Origin of the sequence: Pseudohaliea sp., from assembly GCF_040217025.1 — a bacterium.
GTDB lineage: Bacteria > Pseudomonadota > Gammaproteobacteria > Pseudomonadales > Halieaceae > Pseudohaliea.
On the sequence record NZ_JAVJOA010000004.1, the window covers coordinates 60,073 to 79,513 of the forward strand.

At 56.2% G+C, this 19,441-nt stretch carries 16 protein-coding genes; 4 read left to right on the top strand and 12 right to left on the bottom strand.

All coding sequences use genetic code 11. The annotated features are described in order from the left end of the window. Positions 1-699 precede the first annotated feature (699 nt). From RKE50_RS01245 to RKE50_RS01300, 12 genes are all read right to left on the bottom strand, one after another. The gene (locus RKE50_RS01245; protein ID WP_350033724.1) at positions 700-1,590 is read right to left on the bottom strand and encodes an FkbM family methyltransferase; all 891 of its coding nucleotides are present in this window, start codon (positions 1,588-1,590) and stop codon (positions 700-702) included. A gap of 439 nt (positions 1,591-2,029) precedes the next feature. Then, complete coding sequence (locus RKE50_RS01250) at positions 2,030-2,770, bottom strand: glycosyltransferase family 2 protein (RefSeq protein ID WP_350033725.1); 741 nt, start codon at positions 2,768-2,770, stop codon at positions 2,030-2,032. A gap of 193 nt (positions 2,771-2,963) precedes the next feature. Continuing rightward, positions 2,964-3,608, bottom strand: a complete 645-nt coding sequence (locus RKE50_RS01255; RefSeq protein ID WP_350033727.1) for a methyltransferase domain-containing protein — start codon at positions 3,606-3,608, stop codon at positions 2,964-2,966. 360 nt (positions 3,609-3,968) lie between these two features. After that, on the bottom strand, positions 3,969-4,664 hold the full coding sequence (locus RKE50_RS01260) for a glycosyltransferase family 4 protein (RefSeq protein ID WP_350033729.1): 696 nt from the start codon (positions 4,662-4,664) through the stop codon (positions 3,969-3,971). Between the two features lie 375 nt (positions 4,665-5,039). Further along, the gene (locus RKE50_RS01265) at positions 5,040-5,624 is read right to left on the bottom strand and encodes a hypothetical protein (protein WP_350033731.1); all 585 of its coding nucleotides are present in this window, start codon (positions 5,622-5,624) and stop codon (positions 5,040-5,042) included. A gap of 318 nt (positions 5,625-5,942) precedes the next feature. Then, positions 5,943-7,292 carry a hypothetical protein gene (locus RKE50_RS01270; protein WP_350033733.1) on the bottom strand — a complete coding sequence of 450 codons (1,350 nt, stop codon included), beginning with the start codon at positions 7,290-7,292 and terminating at the stop codon, positions 5,943-5,945. Beyond that, positions 7,289-8,215: a sulfotransferase family protein gene (locus RKE50_RS01275; protein ID WP_350033735.1), complete on the bottom strand. Its 927-nt coding sequence runs from the start codon at positions 8,213-8,215 to the stop codon at positions 7,289-7,291. Before RKE50_RS01275 ends, RKE50_RS01270 begins: the two co-directional genes overlap by 4 nt. Further along, entirely contained in the window at positions 8,212-9,099 is an 888-nt protein-coding gene (locus tag RKE50_RS01280; protein ID WP_350033737.1) for a sulfotransferase family protein, read from the bottom strand. Before RKE50_RS01280 ends, RKE50_RS01275 begins: the two co-directional genes overlap by 4 nt. After that, positions 9,096-10,301: a glycosyltransferase family 4 protein gene (locus tag RKE50_RS01285; RefSeq protein WP_350033739.1), complete on the bottom strand. Its 1,206-nt coding sequence runs from the start codon at positions 10,299-10,301 to the stop codon at positions 9,096-9,098. The genes RKE50_RS01280 and RKE50_RS01285 overlap by 4 nt, the downstream gene beginning before the upstream one ends. Then, the gene (locus tag RKE50_RS01290) at positions 10,298-11,176 is read right to left on the bottom strand and encodes a hypothetical protein (RefSeq protein ID WP_350033741.1); all 879 of its coding nucleotides are present in this window, start codon (positions 11,174-11,176) and stop codon (positions 10,298-10,300) included. The genes RKE50_RS01285 and RKE50_RS01290 overlap by 4 nt, the downstream gene beginning before the upstream one ends. 679 nt (positions 11,177-11,855) lie before the next feature. Continuing rightward, positions 11,856-13,145: a lipopolysaccharide biosynthesis protein gene (locus RKE50_RS01295; RefSeq protein WP_350033743.1), complete on the bottom strand. Its 1,290-nt coding sequence runs from the start codon at positions 13,143-13,145 to the stop codon at positions 11,856-11,858. 710 nt (positions 13,146-13,855) lie between these two features. Then, complete coding sequence (locus tag RKE50_RS01300) at positions 13,856-14,167, bottom strand: transcription termination/antitermination NusG family protein (protein ID WP_350033745.1); 312 nt, start codon at positions 14,165-14,167, stop codon at positions 13,856-13,858. A 127-nt stretch (positions 14,168-14,294) separates the two neighbouring features. Here RKE50_RS01300 and RKE50_RS01305 point away from each other — a divergent pair, with 127 nt between their 5' ends. From RKE50_RS01305 to RKE50_RS01320, 4 genes are all read left to right on the top strand, one after another. Continuing rightward, the gene (locus RKE50_RS01305) at positions 14,295-15,425 is read left to right on the top strand and encodes a hypothetical protein (RefSeq protein ID WP_350033747.1); all 1,131 of its coding nucleotides are present in this window, start codon (positions 14,295-14,297) and stop codon (positions 15,423-15,425) included. Beyond that, positions 15,418-16,788, top strand: coding sequence for a Wzz/FepE/Etk N-terminal domain-containing protein (locus RKE50_RS01310; protein ID WP_350033749.1), 1,371 nt, complete (start codon positions 15,418-15,420; stop codon positions 16,786-16,788). Before RKE50_RS01305 ends, RKE50_RS01310 begins: the two co-directional genes overlap by 8 nt. 67 nt (positions 16,789-16,855) lie before the next feature. Continuing rightward, the gene (locus RKE50_RS01315; RefSeq protein ID WP_350033751.1) at positions 16,856-18,013 is read left to right on the top strand and encodes a hypothetical protein; all 1,158 of its coding nucleotides are present in this window, start codon (positions 16,856-16,858) and stop codon (positions 18,011-18,013) included. Next, positions 18,013-19,437, top strand: a complete 1,425-nt coding sequence (locus RKE50_RS01320; protein ID WP_350033753.1) for a hypothetical protein — start codon at positions 18,013-18,015, stop codon at positions 19,435-19,437. Before RKE50_RS01315 ends, RKE50_RS01320 begins: the two co-directional genes overlap by 1 nt. The last annotated feature ends 4 nt before the right edge of the window (positions 19,438-19,441 follow it).

Below are 19,441 nucleotides of genomic sequence, written 5' to 3' on the forward strand. Positions count from 1 at the left end.
TGAAAAACTCAAAAATGTCACTCCTCCCAATTACCCACCATATCCTTGAACGTCTCGTAACAATCGGCCAGCCCAAGAGGTCCTTCTCGACGCGTTGCGCCGTCCGCCGCATGTGGATCTAACGGGGTTACTATAGTCCCCACATTTTCTGCACTGCCTTTGGGTACAAGAGCAAGCGCCCACTAGCATCCAACACGGGCGCGCTACCGCCTACCATAATGGGTTGATCATTGATTCAACGCCAGAGCAATCCTGTCTCCAGTGCCCTAGCATGGCATATGAATTATCGGTTCGCATGTCCAGATATCTTACAGCCCCCAAGTGATATAGCTTCATGTAGGGTCGTAGCGCGGGCTGACGCGCCTAGGTTCATACAGACGAGGCGAGTGTAGTAGTGAGACCACATGTCGCCCGGATCACTCGGCTCGCCGGCGCCTCTGTAAGCGGGCTCCACGCGTGGCCCGCGCTCCATAGTCACTGACCGCAGGCTACTTGACCGGAGCGCGTCAACTAACGGGACAGCCAAGAGAGCGGCGCAAGCCAGGAAAGCATGCTCCTTCCGCACTTAACCGCACTCGAAAGGATTTCTTAAATAGTTTCCGCGGGGACACGAGCCGATCGCTCTCGATGTCCGCTGAGGGAGCGGACCAAGCATTTCCGGCCGCGGACAGACATCGACGCTAACCATTAGCAGCATGATCATATCTCTCTGCCGTTCACGCGAAAACCTCTTGCACTTTGGACTCGCGCTTTGGCGAGTTGCAGGTCTCTGATAAACAGAGTATTTCCGGAATCGCTGCTCTCGCCAGCGAGGTCGTCAAGGCTACGGGTAAAAGGGTCATAGGCATAACTACGAAACCCGTAGTCGAACATTAGTTCGAGTATAAGCGACTCATCAAATCCATATCGACTGCCACTACCGTTCAATTCTATAATCACTGAGTTCAAAGCTGATGAGTTCAATACTCTTGACGCCCCCATAAGCACGGGCATCTCAAAACCCTCCACGTCAATTTTAAGCAGCATCGGCTCACTTGCTCCCAGTGCCTCATCCAGCGTTAACACCTCGACATCTACGGCATCCACCGTGACCTCACCCTCAGCAAGCACATGATTAACTGTGTCTCCATCGGTCGTGAATCGGATTATCCCAGACTCTTTACCTATGCCGATTTGCGGGTGATCGACACATTCTTCAATACAATTCAATCGTAGGTTTTCTACGAGCCTTGCGTGCGTTGCGGGTACCGGTTCAAACGCAAAGCCCCTGGCTCCGACGGCACCACATGCGAGAATGCTGTAGGAGCCCGCGTTGGCGCCAACATCAGCGAAGACATCTGCTTTGCGCAGTAGATGAAGAACGTACGCCATGTCTATAAACTCGTGTAGACCAGTATAGATATTGCCGGTGAGGCCTGTTTCACCATTTCGGACTAGAAGCTTAGTGCCGCTAATCCAGTCTACAACCACAGCCCCTGGCGCCATACGGCTACTAAGCTGCCATTTGGCAAATCTGCACAGCGCTGCAATTTCTCTGCCTTCGTTGAGCGGATGAGATGTAATGAAGCAAAGAGTTTTTAGAATGGACATGCCGGCCTCTAAAGTGTAAATCGGCACGTGCAATTGTACAGCCAGCCTGCCCGTCGAAGCTAGGTGTGATATTTTGACCTGCCCGCCCTCAACGCACTCAGGCTATGTCGACGACGTGTAGAACCATGCCACAGAGACATTGCGAAGGGCAGGTCAAACCATTATGTCTATTTTTAGTGCGGCTTGAATAAGTGAGCTCTACAAGACAGTCCGCTGTCGACGAGCGTGGGACGCCGATGGTTGGAGCAGCATAAAGGTAAACACTGTTCGCACCTTGATTCGTTCTCTTACGCTGCGGGACACAAAACCTAGGATGTTTTCAAACTCTGTAATGAACTGCAGCCCGCGTAGCGCCGCTCTTAATAGTTCCGGCCGAAAAATTGTCAACTTCAGTTTCGACTTGTTGGTCCTTTGATTCCCATCTCGCGCAAACATCTTTTCATAAGAACTGTCCAAGCTTGCTTAGGTTCTTCATGGCGAGCGCACGAAGACCACCGACTCCATTGCTCCGCAAGGCCCGGTAGTCCTCGCGACTCTTTTCAATAATACGACCGGCCGATCGATTGCTCTCTCCACCTACGCGCATCTTGACCAGGACTTCTTGAACATAGGCTAAACTAATCCGACCGTGCGCAAGGTAGCGGAGCACCGCATCATAATCCGCGGCGATCCGATATTCGGTGTCATAAAGCCCCCACTTCTCGAAAACCTCACGTCGTAAGTAAAGCGTGGGGTGAGGTGGCATCCAGCCGCGACGCAGCCTGTGTAGTGCGTAGGTACCAGCCTTCCAGTTTCGGATAACACGGTCCGGATCGCTAGTAGAGACGTACTGGAGGTCCCCATAAACCCCTTGAACACTGGGATTGGCCATAGCATTCGCGATCTTTTCTAAAACGTAATCATTGGCATAGAAATCGTCGGAATGCATTAGTCCTATGATGTCGCCGGTGGATCTCAAAATCCCGCGGTTTACGGCCTCATAGAGGCCATTGTCTGACTCGGAGTAGAGCATTGTGGCCGAATTTGCGAGTCGGCTGATCTCTTCTAGGGTCCCGTCTGTTGATCCGCCATCCTGTATCAGATGCTCGATATCACCATGAGTTTGTGACTGCACACTTGAAATAGCGTGACCTACTGTATCAGCGCGGTTGTAAACGGCTGTAATAACTGAGATCTTCACCGAGAGATTACCTGCTCGCGGTATTCAATTGACGAAAATCAAGTGCAGCAAAGCACTGCGAGAAACAGACCCCTAAAGCAGCGACCTGCGACATAAACAGAACCCAACGACCTCCGATGAGCCAGACTAAAGTAGTTTTGTAAACCACAACGAGCACGACCAGACAGCAAAATCAACTTGGCGAAGAGACCGCTCATTGACTCTTTCTCGCCACCACACGCACCTGACGTCGACGCCAATCTATGATTGCCCATAGTCGAGAGAACAAATGAAACAACTTCCAGCCAAAGGTTCTCTGGATTAGCGCCCAGCTTGGTGGCCAACTGTGCAAAATACGTTCAGCTTTCTCGACCTCAAAGCCCGCTGCCGATGCAAGATTTCCAAGGTTGCCAGCGCTCCATGAGTATAGATGAAAATCCTTATCGTTCTGCCTATATGGAACCGTAGCAGCATCGATGGGTGCAACTATGATCATGCGGCCGCCGGGTTTTAATATACGATACATCTCCCGAATAGCATCGAGCGGTCTCTCTACATGCTCAATTGCGTGGTTAGATATCACTATATCAACACTCTCTTCTTCCACTTGCGATAACTCCGAGTAGACATCGATCCCGTTTTTTCTGGCGATCTCTCTGGCCGCAGGGTTGATCTCTACTCCCAGCCCACCGCCAAGTTCTCTAAGCAAAGCTCCGCTGCCACAACCAAAATCAAGAACAACCATGGCAGGCTTGACATAGGCTTCAAACTTGAAAGCATTGGCCTTGGCCTGAATATACATATTCTGGCTCTGCCACTGAAAGTAGGCATCGTCGTAATGAGTCTCTGGTCTTTTCAATAGTCCGCTCCCCAGCAATGAAACGCACCCCCATGATACCGGCAAACGCGTCGCCAGTCGGCCGCTAGCCGGCATTGAGGGGATCAAATGCCAAACTGTTGCATCTCGGCTGTTCCCAAATTCCCTGCTCCAAAGGCATCACATCGTGACGCACCTGCATGCGTCTGCGAGTTGTGCCATCCACGGGTGCCTCCCGTGGCGAACTATTCCAAGTGAATGACCACCGGTCGCAAGTTAGCAGAAAATTTGATCTGAAAGGCCGACATTACCCGTCCACTAGGATTATACGCACGTTGATCTTCAATATCGCCTAAACGGCATCGTCCGCTTGAGATGACTCACATAGCTCATGTTAGATTCCTAGCGAGATTGTCGATCTGCATCGCGATCTGAAAAACTGAGAATCGACGCCATCTGCCGATCAAATCTTTCCAAGGAAAAACGAGCCCTTGCGCGGGCGGCCGCTGCGGACAACTCACTATTATCAGGTGGCCTTGAGCAGAGCGTCGTGAGTGCTGTGATTACGCCTTCTGTACTCGAAGCACAAAGAATGGATGGGTAGTCTCCCAACGTTGCCCGCATAGCGGCGGTATCGGAAGCAATGACCGCTTTACCGGCGCACATGGCGTCGATCAGCGCGAGTGGCTGACACTCACTAGCGTAGCGCGACGGCAGCGCCACTGCATCCGCACTCGCGAGGTATGATGGAACGACCTCCGGTGGAACAGCGCCAACCACGGAGATCCAATCACTATCAATCAGACCATTTAGCCAGGAGAGCACCTCATCTTGATCAGCCTCCGCATCAGCCATAGGACTACCTAGTAGAATAAGGCGCAGAGAGGGGTGGTCGGCCCGCACGCGCTCGCAAGCAGTTACCAGATCTAGGACGCCCTTGCTGACCATCAGGTTCGAATTCCAAAGTACAGTGACGGTGCCCGAGGTCGACTCGTCTAGCAAGGATATCTCATCGGGACGGCCGAAATTTTCGCAAAGATGTACTTTGGCGCAGAACGCGTGAAGATCGTCAATCAAATGAAGAGATGGCACGATCACCTCGCATTTACTGTATAAAAATTTTGCCAGCCTGCTGATTGCCCGATGTTGGAGCAAATCGGGTAGGTCTGAACCGTGCGCATGGACGACTACTCGCGCCCCAAAGCGAGCCAAAACCAGTGCGGGCACATCTCTCAGAAAGCCGCCAGTCGAGCGCGAACAGACCAAATAGACGGTAGCCGCCCGCCCCAACAGCACCGCCGACCACGCCCTAACCGCGCTATACACAACACCGAGGACCGCTCGTGGGCCTCGTCCTGAAGGAAACGTCGCCATGACCCAATCACAATCGACATGGATCACCCTTTGGGTCACTAGCGCTTGCCCCGTAACCTCGCTCGTATCAGGGCTCCAAAAAACTATGCGTCCGGTCATCTACTGGCTACCACCATACAGTCGACGAACCCGCGGCGGTAAAGCCTGAACGATCGTAGCGCGACTTGGCTCGGAAAGCGCCTGCGCCTCCAAGTGAGTCCTCCCTTGCAGCGAAGACTCTGCACTGGCAGCCGGATCGGTGATTAACCGCCCGCTGTAGGCCTCAAAGGAATGGCGGTCTAGGAAAGACTTAAGGACATCCCCTTTCATGCCAATGTCGAGCGCACCAAATATTCTTCCGAAGGTCGCATTTGGCTCCGAACAACAGTCTTCATACCGCACTACGATTGCATTGGGATGGTCCTCACAAAAGGCTAGGAGTCTATCGTACTGGCCAAACCTATCCTTTTCCGCAAAATAGGATATAGCGTAGACGATCCGCTCGTGCTCCGTCTTGCAAGCCAAAAGGTCAGCGCGCCGTCGGAACATCTCTTCTCCGCGCTTGGTGATATGGTATTTCGACGTCGATTTGATCCACGAAAGCACCATTGCTACTGGATCGCGCACCACTGCCAATACGGCGACGCCATCAGATGCAAGAGTTTTGGCATCCTCTGGACCAAAGCGGCGGATAGGACTGTACACTCCGTCTACAGGTAGCGGGCTTATAGTGTGGCGCCAAGCTTGGTCTCGAAAGACCAGGCCGGAATAGGAATATACGTCAAGGTCGCTGAACATCTCGCGGAACCATACGGAGCCCGTCTTCTGCAGACCCACATGAGCAATCGCGCGGAATCGCGAGTGGTGACGCACAGGGCGCAGCATTCTCGCGGCGCCCAATGCAACCAGTTCAGTCCGCTTGACGGCCCGTACCATGCCTGGGGGAGCATGGCGACGAAGGAAGGTTGTCTTTTTAAGCCTACGATACGTACTGAACATATGCTGACCTTCGTACCGCGAACGTCAATCCGCGTGTGTTAAGCAAGCGGACGCTGCTCGGGAGCGCGGCAGGAGAGCGGAAAGTCCGCAGAATACCAGGAAGGGTCCGACCGTAAAAATCCAAAATAGAAGACCTGCAACAGTGTCCTGCAGCAGGAATTGTACGTAAAAGGAATAGTACCCAAACAGCATAACCGAAAGAAAATAACCTCGATATTGCCGCACGTGCTTGAGTAAGTACCCCCCTATAAAGCCGAAAAAGAACCAAAAAAACACTACAAACAAACCCCACTCAATAAAGGACTCGACCATACCTCCCGTGTGGGATCCGGAAGGTATAAAGAAATCTTCCGTGGAGTCAAAAACCTGGTAGGTTGTTGTTCCCATGTCATAGCGCGAGGGCTTGTCGGCCCAGACGGCCCTCGGTATAAGATTGACTATTGGAAAGGTCCAGCGGACTCCATAGTTGGGATCATAGCGTTCCATCGCCCCGCTCAAAGTGTTTGCCGCGAAGATTACGTGCTTGCCTTCGAGGTAGACTCTCATCTCACGGCCGGTTTTATCTGAAAGCTCCGGGAGGTTCCGCACTACCTCTGTAAAATTGCCGAGCGTAGATAGGCTAGTGGCCTGCCTTAAATAGGGCAAGAAGTTGAGCAAGACCATTGCTGTGCCGAGTAGCAAGAGTGCAGGCAGCTGCCGAGCTCGTGTCAGATAGCCGTAGACATAGAAAGGTACAAGTATTAACAGCACGAAACGGATAGTGTTGCCGCGCTTGCCTTGAGTGAAAGCGTCAAAGAACAGGAATACCGCCCCAAACACCATCAGAAGCTTGAGCGTTCTGGAAATACTTCTTCCAGAGAGACGATGGATCATGAGTATGAATATGGCGGTGAAGAGGGATAGCGGCAGTCGATATATATAGGCTGTAGTGAAGTTGGCGCTCGCGCCATGTGTCGCTGAATACTTCGCTAAGAATCCACCTGACTGCGAAATAAACACTGCCATCCCCACAGCGCCCACAAAGAATAGTAATGCCGCAATCTGGAGATACAGTCTTGGCTTCTCCACATGCACTTTCTTCCTTGCAACCATACGGCGACCAGCGTACTCGCCAGCCATGACACATAGAACGAAGATTCCTGATAACAGTAAAAGAATCGAGTATTCATCGGGTGTGATAAAATACCATCTCATATATCCGGGCATACGCAAGAAGTCGTAAACATAAAGTCCAATCACCGCAATGAAGGTCAAGAAAGAGAACGACATCCACGTTTCAAAGCCACGACCAGCGAGTCCACGGTAGAAAAGAAAAATCCCAGCAAAGCAGAGAAGTTGGATGCCCAACAACCCTGCCAGGTTCAGCGCCGTCATGACCCTGGGTTCCACCGCGCGGTCGCCTCCAGGTAGGTAGCGATCGCTTCCACTTGTTTCTCAGACATGCGGTCTACGTGTCGTCCAACGGTCTGTGGGCGTGCATTTCGTGTTAGATATCCAATCATCGGTTCAGGATCGCCGAGACCAAGAAACGCCGCCACTGCCGCACCTGTTTCTGCGGGCTTGAGCACGAGATCTTCGTAGCGCAGAGGCATAAAATTGTCACCGCCAAGGCCTCGGCTACCCAGGTAGATATGCGAATTGCAGGTCACCCACTGGTGAGTCGCGGCGATCTCAACATCAAAAGCGCGGCGCAGATCGGCGAGACCCGGTACGCGTTCGCCCCAATTCTCGGCGCGGCCAGTGATCGCTATGCGCAATGTCTCAAAAGCCTGATCAACCACGGCGTACGGCAGACGACCCAAAGGGATGTTACCGCGAGCGACGATGCGACGGGCGTGGGCAATCCGATCCTTGAGTATTGAAAAACGATGCTGGCTCGCACTAGCTGTATCATTGGCGGTAGGTATTTCTTGCCCAATCATGTGCAGTTCTTTGAGCCTTGAAGCCACATTGTCGAACGGATCTCGAAATACACCGATGATCTGCGCCTCGGGGAACACTGCCCGACAGAAAGGAAGCCTAAGCGAATTCGACGGCGTTTTGTCCACCACCCGCGCGCCTCGCCCCACCCGTGCAAAATGTTTCCTAATATACCGTTTGGTCGTGGGCGTAGCTTCTTTCGCGCTGCGTACGTCAGAGCCAAAGAGCCGCTGTCCTTTCATCCACACGTACCGCTGCTCAAAACAATTTACGATTCCTGTGACCTCCCCCAGAGCCATAGCTAGAAGGTTGGTCCCGGACCGCCCCGCACCCACAATCAGAATGGGGTAATCCAAAGCGCCCGCGTGCCTAGTCATAAGGTACTTGCTACTGAACCGCGCCTGCTGTCCCGCGCAGTCTTATAGCCGAGATCGGCGCAAGCGACCCCCAACGATGCCTCCGCCCGGAGAGTGTCCGCAGCACTCCAAGACAGCCAGTTGTCTGTGCTGGGCACGAATCCTTTAGTGCCTCGCGCGATCGGATCTTCAGTTCCAAAATTATGCAGCGCCTTATGATGCTCAAGCTGCGCTGGTTCAAACGATTCGCCCAACCATTCCATCAGCCCGCGGATCTGCGCCTCTGGGGCGGCTACCAGGTCCTCGTAGCGACTACGCCGGCATATTTGAGGGTTTTCTTTCTCAAACGCAATCTGCATCGCGTACTGAGACTTCATGTGTGCCAGGATTCCCTCAAACGTCGCAGACCCCTGACCTGAGAGGCTCCACCCCCGCTGTCGAATGGATTCGGCGACATCAAAGGGATGGCGGTAGGCCATTATGAAACGCGCGCCCGGAAACAAAGCTTTAAGCTCAGGCAAAACCGCAATGTAACCAGGCGTCTTATCAGCCCAAATTCGCTTACCTCGCGCAATTCGAAGACCCTCGTGTAGGCTTGAAGCTTTGCGAGCCAAGTCCGCTCGCATTAAGTCGGTTTCATTGCCAAAGCCACGATAGCCGGCGGCGACCTTAGTGTCCATGAGCATTTTCGCATAATGAGCCATAAAGAAGCTTTCTGGCGGGCACGCTATATTGGAATGTGCATTTAATACTCGCCGCATGAGCGAAGTCCCCGAGCGATGCAAACCGATTATGAAGATGGGGTCTTCACACGGGTCAATATCAGACAAAATGACAATACGGTCTTGAACCACCAGCCTTGGCTGACTAAGCCACGCGCGAAACCTGCGCAGGAAACTACTCATACTCGAGACCTACTTATATATGAAAATGGCAACTTCTCTATGGCTTTCGAACTGATCCGAATCGCGCGGAAAATGGAGCGATCCAATAATGAAAGGACGGGCAATGGCTCTGCCATCATGATGTGTGAGATAGCCAGAACGGAATTGGCAAACCGGTCTGCGTCCCAGATTGCACTGATGCTTGGGCAAACTGATGCCATCCTTTGGATCAGTTCAGGGTCACCCGACAAGGCCTCCATATAACGTGCAAGCTCTACATGATCGGACGGATCGAACTCGTAACCATTGAAACCATTTAGGACCAGATCGCGCGCTGACCCACAACGCTCCGAAACAAGAATGGGCAGCCCGGCAGCGAGCGCTTCGTTGACTACAAGACCCCATTGCTCCACCAAGCTAGGCAAAATAAACACATTAGCGGCATGATAGATGCCTGGGAGCTCGATATACTGCGCGAAGCCTGGGAACTCCACAAGCTCCGCCAAGTCAAGCCGCTGAGCCTCTGCTATAAGCTCGTCACGCTGCCCACCATCTCCAACCAGGACTAGGCGCCATGGGCTTCGTCCAGCAGGGAGCCGATCCAAATAGATTCGGAAGGCCTTCAATAAACCGAGAAAGTTTTTCCGGGGAATAAAGCGCCCGACCGAAAGGAAAACCCCAGAGCCGCGAATTTTTGTGTGTTCATCGCGTGCAAAATGAGCGTTATCTACGCAATTGTAGCCCAAAACAACCCTATCTGAGGGCAAACCAAGTTTGCATATATACTCTCTAGCACACCGACCAGCGACAAAGCCTCCACATGCATGCCGCACGATAGCCTTCTTGATTCGCTCGACAACCCATCGCCTCGGCGCGTCGAAGAGGTTACTATCCGACATTATGAGAGCGCGAGCATTGTTGCGGTAAGCCCAATCGATTCCGGCATGCGCATAGCTCGGAAACCACCCAGGTACAGCAACGATATCGGGGCTGTGCTTGTCGAGTCGATCGAACAGCCTGTCTGCTATCGCGTTTCTGCCAACTGACATATCTTTTGCTAGGCATTCGAACTTATAGGAGCCACGAGACCGTGCATGGCCCCACTCGTAGGTATCATCCGCTTGCGCGATTTCGATGCCTACAGTATCGATCAACTTTGCTACCGCGTGTAAGCGCGCATGGTGGTATTCTCCAAAACGCTCGAAGATAATCGCGACCTTCATGGCATGGTACCCGCTGAAGCAATGTGTCGCGCTCTAACCAGCTCAAATGTCGCAATTGCCTCGGCTTCACCCGGCGCGTCGAGATTGTCCAAGGCCTGAATAGCTTCGCATAGGAATGCTACTTCACTTTTATTGAGGTTTACATCAGGAGGGTTGGCGGGCGGCAGCAGCCCGTAAGCTAGAGCGCGACGCCACGATCTCGGAATGTATTCTCTCACCACTCCGTATGCCTGAGAATGAATCAAGAAACGCAGTCGTGATCGGTAGGCCGAGCGACGAGAAAATCCTCGATTGATGTTCATACCGTCTAAAGAAGCCAAATCCAATACGGGCAGGTCAAGGAAGTCAAACACGCGCGCTATAAGTTCATTGCGGTTTTCCTTATATTCTTTAAGATCGAACACCATTATGTGTTCACGGGGCACCCATTTTTTCCACAGGGACAGTTGCATTTCGTATGCAGAAACAAATGCGTACTCAGGGTTCTCAAATACGTCGAGAGCAGAGCTTCGGGTTTCTCCGTTGCCAATGTGATGCGCAATGTGACGCTCAATCCGTCGAATCGGATCGCGTAGCATGTAAAGCACACGAATCTCCTCCCGCTGCACGGAAGCTGCTTCTGCCGGGCAGGGCAGCATAGGGAACTTAGAATAACCAGTCGACGCATCACCGAGATAGATCTCCTGTCGACCCGCATATAAATCGGCATATGCTCTTGAGGCAGCTTGGTCGCCCTGGGCAATCCCATGAAGCCCGTTGGGCTCTTTTTTTTCAGGGAAGAAGATCTCGGGATGGCGGGATATGTCGGCGTAGAACGAACTAGTGCCAGCCTTCATGGCGCCAATTAGAAAAAGGTTTGGGAAGCGGGAGGTCATCGCGCCAGATCTCACGCTCTGAAATTCAGGCGTGTTGTGTCGTGTGCAACTTGGATGAGGGATCGTTCCTCTGCGACACATTCCTCCGAAAGGTTAATGCAAAATGTCTCTACGATCAGAGTGAACAGTTCATTAGATCGCGCAATAACCATCTTGGCGAGACGATTGGCTATATCTTGTAGGAGGCGACATCTGCAAGCGACCTGAGAAAATTCCTCACCACCCGGCAGAAGGGCTATTGCTACACCCCACGCTTTCGCTTGAACAAGCATTGATGCCAAGCGAATTCTAAAGGACGTGTGATCCTCCATAGTCATTTCTCCAATACACGGTTTAGAACTCGTCCATTACGAAATGGACTGGAGTCACTCGGCAGAAAGTCGTAGATCTGTCAGTCGACATCGACGCAATTGCTGACATAACCCTCATAACAAAGGCCTGAAGAATGCGTTCGGACAAGATCGCTTGCCGATAAGACTTCCCCAACTGCGCATGCAGAAGCCAACTCGCCCTTGGGGTAGATTACCTCAATCTCTAGCCTAGCATTGTGTTAGCGCTGCAAGCACTTTGCCAGCCTTAGCTACAATCTTCGACACTGGGACGAATACGCAGGGACGCGTAGTGTGAGCGGCACATCAAACTGTGGACACAGCTTTAACTTTCCCAACAATCCGGTGGTTTAACGACGTCTTACCTTCGGTTTCTGTCCCGGGCCTGGCCGGAAATATAGCCCAATTGAAGTGTCAACCCCTGCCCTCGCCCTAACAGCCAACCATATTACAGTGCTGCTCAATGTGGTCATCAGCAGAAATGCGGCGGCGATCGAGATCGGCGTCTTATTGACGGGGAGCAGCAAATATGCGCCGACAACAACAAAAAAGGCACCGAACCGTGCAATCGCGCTAAAGTGTTCGAGCTGCAGTTGGGTTGCAAAGGTCATATGGCCACCGTACAAGACTCTAATAATCGGGTTAGCCAGCATGAGCACAAAAAGAGCAACCCAGTACCACGAGAAACCTACTTCATAGAAGCGCATAATGACGGGGGATAAAGAAAGCACGGCCCCGGCGAACACTAGCGATGGCCAAACGGATATGTGCAGATATCTCCGCGCATGAGCTTCCAATCTCGCAGCGTCTGCTACCGCCGCGCTCTGAGCGATCTCGGTGGTTAGATCCCAATCTGATACTGTCTTTGGCAATATGGCAAGATTGGATATGCGCTTTACGACCTGATAGACACCTAGGTGTTCAGCAACCAGAAAGGCACCACCGATAAACGTATCGGTATGCTTGATCAAAATACTCAAGGTGCCGTTAACCCAAAATGATAGGGATAGCTTAGACTCTTCCGTTTCTCTGAAAAGTGTTCCAACTGGAAAGAAGGCCCAGTGACAGATCCAGATTAGAATGACGACCACCGCTCCACTCAACGCAAACATGTTTAGCAGGAGGTCAGCGCTGGGCTCAGCGCACGCAGTCATTAGCACCAAACTTGCCAGCAATATAAACTGGTTGCCAGCGAGCGAAATGTACATCGCAGAATTTTTACATTCAAAGACACGGAAGATGATAGCAACGTGCTGCACCTGAACTGATACCATTGACGCAATAACAATCGAGAAAGCAGCAACGTCTCCAGGAAGCAACGGAAGCGCAATGCCAAATAACCTTAATGCGGAATAAATGCCGTAAGCAGACGCAAGTACGATGCCGGGGATTATGACGGCCAGCTTGGTTGCGTAGCTTAACGAAACTCCGCGGCCTGGCGCAGCTTGATAAGCTGCAAGTTCTCGCAGCAGAAATTGTGGGGCGCCAATGGAGGCGAACGCTCCCAGAACTAGGATGGTGGACCAGTAGACCGCAAACCTTCCGAACTCTTCAAGAGACATCAGAGAGGCGATAACAAGCATAGTCCCAACCTGAATTCCAGAAGCGGCGACTCGATTGGCGGCTAATAACTTGTTCATTCCTGTATCAATGATTTTTTTGGCCTACGCCACGACCTTGATAAATGAGAAAGCGGAGTTCTCCCCCTGGCTAAGGTGCAGCTAGCGCAACCCCAATATGCGTGCTAATCAGGAAAGTTCAGACGTGATCATTACCTTCCCCTGAATCAAAGATCATACGCACAACCGTAGATTCGTGGCCCCAGACCCTCGGCTCTATAGTCATTGATCTCCAGAGCCAGAAGATGAACGCTGCGGCGATGGGAAGTGGCAAGTCCCGAAGACACGTATGGTAGTAGGAGTAGATCCTGAACAATCATTTCCAGCGATCATACATGATTTCGGTGCGACCGCGGCGCATGTCTGAGGCGCTATTCATAACGGGCCGGTTTATTGCGAATCTCTTTCCCAGCATCGAGGACCGCTGCTCCCGACCTTGAACGGCCTCACGGAACCGGTCTGCGGCGCAGCACCCATCCACCATCGGCGAGTTCGCCACCCGAAGTAAAGTAGCAGGTCGCTGTCACTCGGATGTACCCACGAGCATGACCGATCGCGGCAAGAACCTCGATCTGCAATCAGAGGGTGTCGATTACGGAATGCTCCAGCGGTTTGTTCCGCTTTCTTGCGTCAAGCCAAACGTCACACGACCGTAGGCAATTGACTGCGCTCAAGAATCCGGAAGGCTCTAGCGGGGCGCTCAGGTAAAGCAATTTGCGAAGGCGTGATCTCTAGCAAACCCTGCTTCGCAATAGTCCTGCGCAGTCGACTTCGCTCACCGGGGCGCGCCCAAGCCTGCTTCCGAACGAAAGGACGCAAACCAGGCCCCGGGTGGACCGGATCGGCGCGAGGTCCTGCTGCCCGACCTCTGCCGCAAGGAACAGGTAGCGTGGAGACAGCGGCCCGGCCACCCATTGCCAACCGCCGGGGCGGCGTTTACGCTCCTCCAGCGGCGGCAGGAACACATCGTAACCCTGCCGGGCGAGTTGCTCCGCTGCCTGCGCTTCGCACCGGGGCTTTGTGTAGACCACCAACCAATCCATGGACTAACGCCGTGCCAGGACCATTTCGCGATAGTATCGCAGCCCGGAAGCCAGGGTGCAGTGCCTGTCGTAATCAAGCTTTCCTAAACTGCCCATTTCTTCCCGCGTAAGCGGTAGGCCACCCCGCATGTCGGATCTGCTGATTCAAACCCTGGTCGCCTTTGCCGCTACGCTGGTATTCATCCGCGTGCTGGCGGCGATTGCTCCACGGGTTGGGCTTGTCGATGCCCCCAACCAGCGCAAGCTCCACACCGGCGAAATCCCGCTAGTGGGCGGCATCGCGATCTATCTCTCGTTACTGCTGGGAGCGCTGCTCTGGGGTAACGAAGGCGTGGACAGCCTTTCCAGCCATGGCAAGCCTGTATGGGTCTTCCTGCTCGCAGGCGGCATCCTCGTGCTGGTCGGCATTATCGATGACATACGCCACATCAGCGTTTTTGCCCGTATGCTGACGGAAATCACCGTCGCACTGTTGATCATCGAAGGCCTCGACCTGCGCGCCAACAACCTGGGCGACCTCGTTGGCACTGGACCCGTCAGCCTCAAGGGCTGGATCGCCTACCCGTTTACCGTGATCTGCGTGTTCGGCATCATCAACGCCTACAACATGCTGGACGGCATGGATGGCGTGCTCGGGATTATGGGCCTGATTACGCTGCTCGGCTTCCATCTTTTCACAGATACGGCGCCGGGCTTTATCACCATCTTTATCGGTATGTCTCTGCTAGCCTTCCTCGTATCCAACCTGGGCCTGTGGCCGGCGATACCCAAGACCTTCCTGGGGGACTCGGGCAGCAAGCTCATGGGCCTGATCGTCGTCTCTCTCATACTTACCGTGGCGGACGCAGGCGTGGCGGGCCTCAAATACATCGAGCCCGTCACGGCCCTGTACCTGGTGGGCCTGCCGCTGTACGACATGACCTTCACCACGCTGCGGCGGGTTTTCCGCGGCTACTCGCCGATCAGGCCGGATCGTTCCCATATTCACCACCTCATGCAGGAGCTTGGTTTGAGCGACCGCCGCGGCCTCCTGGTGATCAGCACACTCGGTCTCACCTCGCCACTGCTCGGCCTGATGCTCGCCCGCTCCGGGGCCAGCACGCCTTACCAGTTCTATATTTTCGTGGGCCTTTTCTTGCTCTATTGCGTGCTGATGCAGCAGGCCTGGGTGGTTGCAGAACGCCGGAAGCCTGTCGGTGTGCAGAGCGAGCATGCTACGCTTCCCGCGATGTCAGACGCAGCTTCCCACGATGAATAACACTCCGCGCCGTGAGGCGATGCCGCCGGCGCAGTACCCGGGCGCGCAGTTCGTAAGCTACGACGACGAGATCGACCTGCTGGAGCTGGGGGCCGGCCTGTGGCATCAGCGGCTGCTGATTCTCGCCACCACCGCGGCAGCAGCGCTGCTCGCCCTGCTGTACCTTCTCATCGCGAGCCCGGAATACCTTGCGGAGGCGCGTTTGCGCCCCCCTACCGCTGCGGACTTGCGCTTGCTGGAGGCGCGGTCGCCGCCACTGCTCGTCGGCGCAGACAAGAACGACGCCGAGCTCTTGACGCTATATGCTCCAGAGGCATCTGAGGTCTTTAAACAGATCATTGCCACAGCGCAGTCAAATGCAGCAAAGCGTGCGGTATTCGATGGGCTGGCCTCTGCACTCGTAGAGCCCGAAGCATCCGCCGAAGAACGCTCGAGAGCGCTTTCCCGCTTCCTCGACGCCTATGCGGTAGCCCAGAAGGGCGTCGACCAGCGCAACCCTGCGGTGGAAGTCACGCTAGAGATTGCTTTCCGAAACGCGGATCCAACGCTTGCCGCTAATGCCGTCAACCAACTCATCCGGGTCGCAAGCAGCTCAGTTGTCACTGACATTGTGGACGAATTCCGCACGGCAATCACATCGCGCATCACTTCGCTCCGTGCGGAACTGAAACGACGCATCAGCGCTGTTCGGCTCTCTACCGCGCGCACCATCACCCAGTTGCTCGAGCAGGACTCGCTTAAACGGGCCCAGCTCGAGGACGAGCTGGCGGCAGAGCTGCGCAAGACCACACAGGCGCGTGCCGACCGCATCACCGCGCTGCGGGCCGCACTGGCCATCGCCCGATCCCTGGACATCGAGCAGCCAACCAACCTCGAAACGCTGGCTGCACAGTCACTGCCCGGTGATGCCAGCATCCTCAACCTCGATGCCGCGGGTCGAGAAGAAGAGCTGCTATTCCTGCGCGGGACGGTCATGCTAGAGGCAGAGCTAAGGGAGCTTGAAGCTCGGGAGGACGACAAACCCTATACCGCCCTCGCCAGGGAGATCGAGAAGCAACTGCAATTGCTCGAGAAAAACCGCACCGTCGAGTCTCTGCGCGCAAGAAAGGACTTCGCAGCCTTTGCACCGCAAGCCGACGAGATTGAAGCCGAGATCGAAAAGCTGGAGGGCTTCCTCGAGCGCGACTTCAGCGAGCTACGCGTCGCCCGCATTGACCAGGTCGCTACACCGCCCACGCAGCCGGTGGCGCCGCGCAAGCGACTCGTTCTAGCGGCTGCTGTAGTCCTCGGCCTGATGCTCGGTGTGGTGGCGGCACTCATCCGCAACGCCGTGCTCAACCGGCGGGAGCCAGAGCCCGGCTGACGGTTGCTTGCATGCGGCCTCCCACAGCAGTCTATCCGCAGCTTAGCCGGCACCTGGCGCAAACAACATGAGCGCGCTTCGCAAGCTCGTCGCGCTCCTCTGCCCCGGCTTCGTCCTCACCGCAGGCCTGGCGATACCCCCGGCAATTGCCCAGGGGGAGGCCTACAGGCTGAACGGGGCGGATCTGGTTCCACTCCCCGGTGCAGCCATAACGCGGGAGAAGGGAACCATGATTGTGCATGGCTGGACCGACGGACAGGCCGTCGTCCACCGGCCGGTGCATCTCGAAGCCGCCGACTACGCCTACGCAACCATCGCCCTGGAGGGCCTCGCGCCCAGCCGGCAGGCGCGTTTCGCCTGGAAGGCGCGCGAGGAGGGTGTCACAACGCCGGTCAAGGCCCGCCTTCCGTGGACGGGCGGAGGTACGGTAACAATCGCCCTGCCCCCGTCGTGGCGCGGCACCATCAGCGAGATCGGGCTGCTGGTCGCCGGGCAACCGGGGCAGGCGCTGCGAGTGAAGTCACTTACACTGCGGGAACCCTCCGTCACCAACTGGCTGCGCGCCCGCCGGGATGACTGGTTTCACTTCGGGCCGTGGCAGCTGGTCGATATCAACTTTCTCCGCGCCCACGGCCTCGGCACGGCACCACGGCTCGTTCCCGCCATCCTCGCGGCATGCGCCCTTGCAGCGGTATTCGCATTGATCGCCGGGCATGGGGCGGGGCGGCAGCGGGCGCCGCTGGCGCTGGCCCTGGTCATCGCAACCGGCTGGCTCCTGCTTGACGCCGCCTGGCAGCGCAAGCTGCTGCTTCAGCTTGCAGTGACCCGCGACACTTTCGGCGGCGTTCCCGTGGCCGAAAGGCCCGAGCGGGACATCGACGCCCACCTGTTCGCGCTGTCGCAGAGGCTGGCGCCGCAGCTGCCGGTGGACCCCGCGCGACGGGTGTTTCTCCTGCACCCGGCCAAGGGTCACCAGTACGACCGGCTGAAGCTGCAGTACCACCTGCTGCCTCGCAACCTGTTCAACTTCGGCAGCTCGCTCCCCGCACTCGGCACTTTCCGGACCGGCGACCACGTGCTTCTCCTGGGCAGCGTCCCCAACGTGACCTTCGATGCGGCCTCGGGGGTCCTGCGCGATGAGAAGCGGGCGGTCGCAGCCTCGCCGGTGGACGTTACCGAGGCGGCCGCCCTCTACCGCCTGGAAGCCGGAGGCTCAGCGCCCTGATGGCGACGACGGGATTCATCATCGCCTCGCTCCTGCCCTGGCTGGCCGGTACCGGCCTCGCGTACCTCTGCCTGCCCAGGGGCAGGACAGGGACGCTGGCGCTGGCGCTTGGCTACGGCTACCCCCTGGGCATGCTGCTGGTAATCGGCCTGCTTCTCGTCTTCGAAGGGTTGGGGTTGACGCTGGCCGCGCTGCCGCTCGCTGCTGCACTGGTGCCCTTCGCCGCCGGGTTCGCATTAGCAGCCTACCGGCGACGCCACGAGAGCTCCGGACCCGACGGGCCTGTCCTGTCCGGCACAGCGGCGCAGACGCTGACCGCGCTCCTGCTCATCCTGGTCCTGGCCCGGATCGGCCTATTTGCCGCGGAGCTGCTCTCCCGCCCCCTCTACGCCTGGGACGCCTGGATGAACTGGGCGCCCAAGGCCGTGGTCTGGTTCCACGAGCAGCGCCTCGTGCCCTTCGTGCCGCCCGGCGAGTGGCTCGCCGCCGCGCCCGACAGCGGCGTCTACACCCTGGGGAACCGCGCTGCCTCGGCATATCCGCCCGGGGTGCCGCTGATCATTCTCTGGCACATGCTCGCAGCGGGCAGCGCCGAGAGCAGCCTGGCGTTCCTGCCCTGGGCACTGCTCCTGCTGGCAATGGGCGCTGCCTGCTGGGGCTACCTTCGCGGCCTCGGCGCGGCACCGGTCACGGCGGCGGCGGCGGCCTTCGGGCTGGTTTCGCTGCCCCTGCTCAACGTTCACGTCGCCCACGCCGGCTACGCGGACCTCTGGCTCGCCGGCTATTTCGGCCTCGCCGCGCTCGCCCTGGCGGGCTGGGCCCGTGATCGGACACCAGGGCTCCTGGCGTTGGTTCTCCTGCTGGCTCTGGGTGCCGCGCTGGTGAAAAAACCGGGCCTCGCGTTTGCCGCGGTCATCGTGCTCCTCGCTGCCGCGCGGGCGCTGGGCTGGTCGCTGCGCACCTGGGTCACGCTGCTGCTGGCCTCCGGACTGGCCGCCATCAGCCTCTTTGTCTTTCGACTCGAGATCCCCCTGCCCGGCGGCGCCTCGCTCGGCTTCGACGGAACCTTCCTGCGCCTGCCCTACCTCGGCAGCCTCAGGCTCTCAGCCCACCCGCTGCTTCCCATCCTCGGGGAGAACCTCTTCTTCTCGGCCAACTGGCACCTGCTCTGGCCCGCGCTGCTGCTGGCCATCGCCGCGAGCTGCATCCGCCGCCGCAGAGCGGTCGTGGGGGATGCGCTCCTCCAGGCCATCATCGTTGCCCTGGCACTGTTGTACTTCGTGTTCGGCTTTACCCAGTACTTCGACCAGGCGGCCAACCTGCTGACGCTGAGCAGAACGCTCTTGTACCCGGCGCTCCCGGCCGTGGTGTTCTGCCTGCGCGAGTTCGATGCCTGGTGGAAAAACCCGAGTGCTTCGGAGTGACACG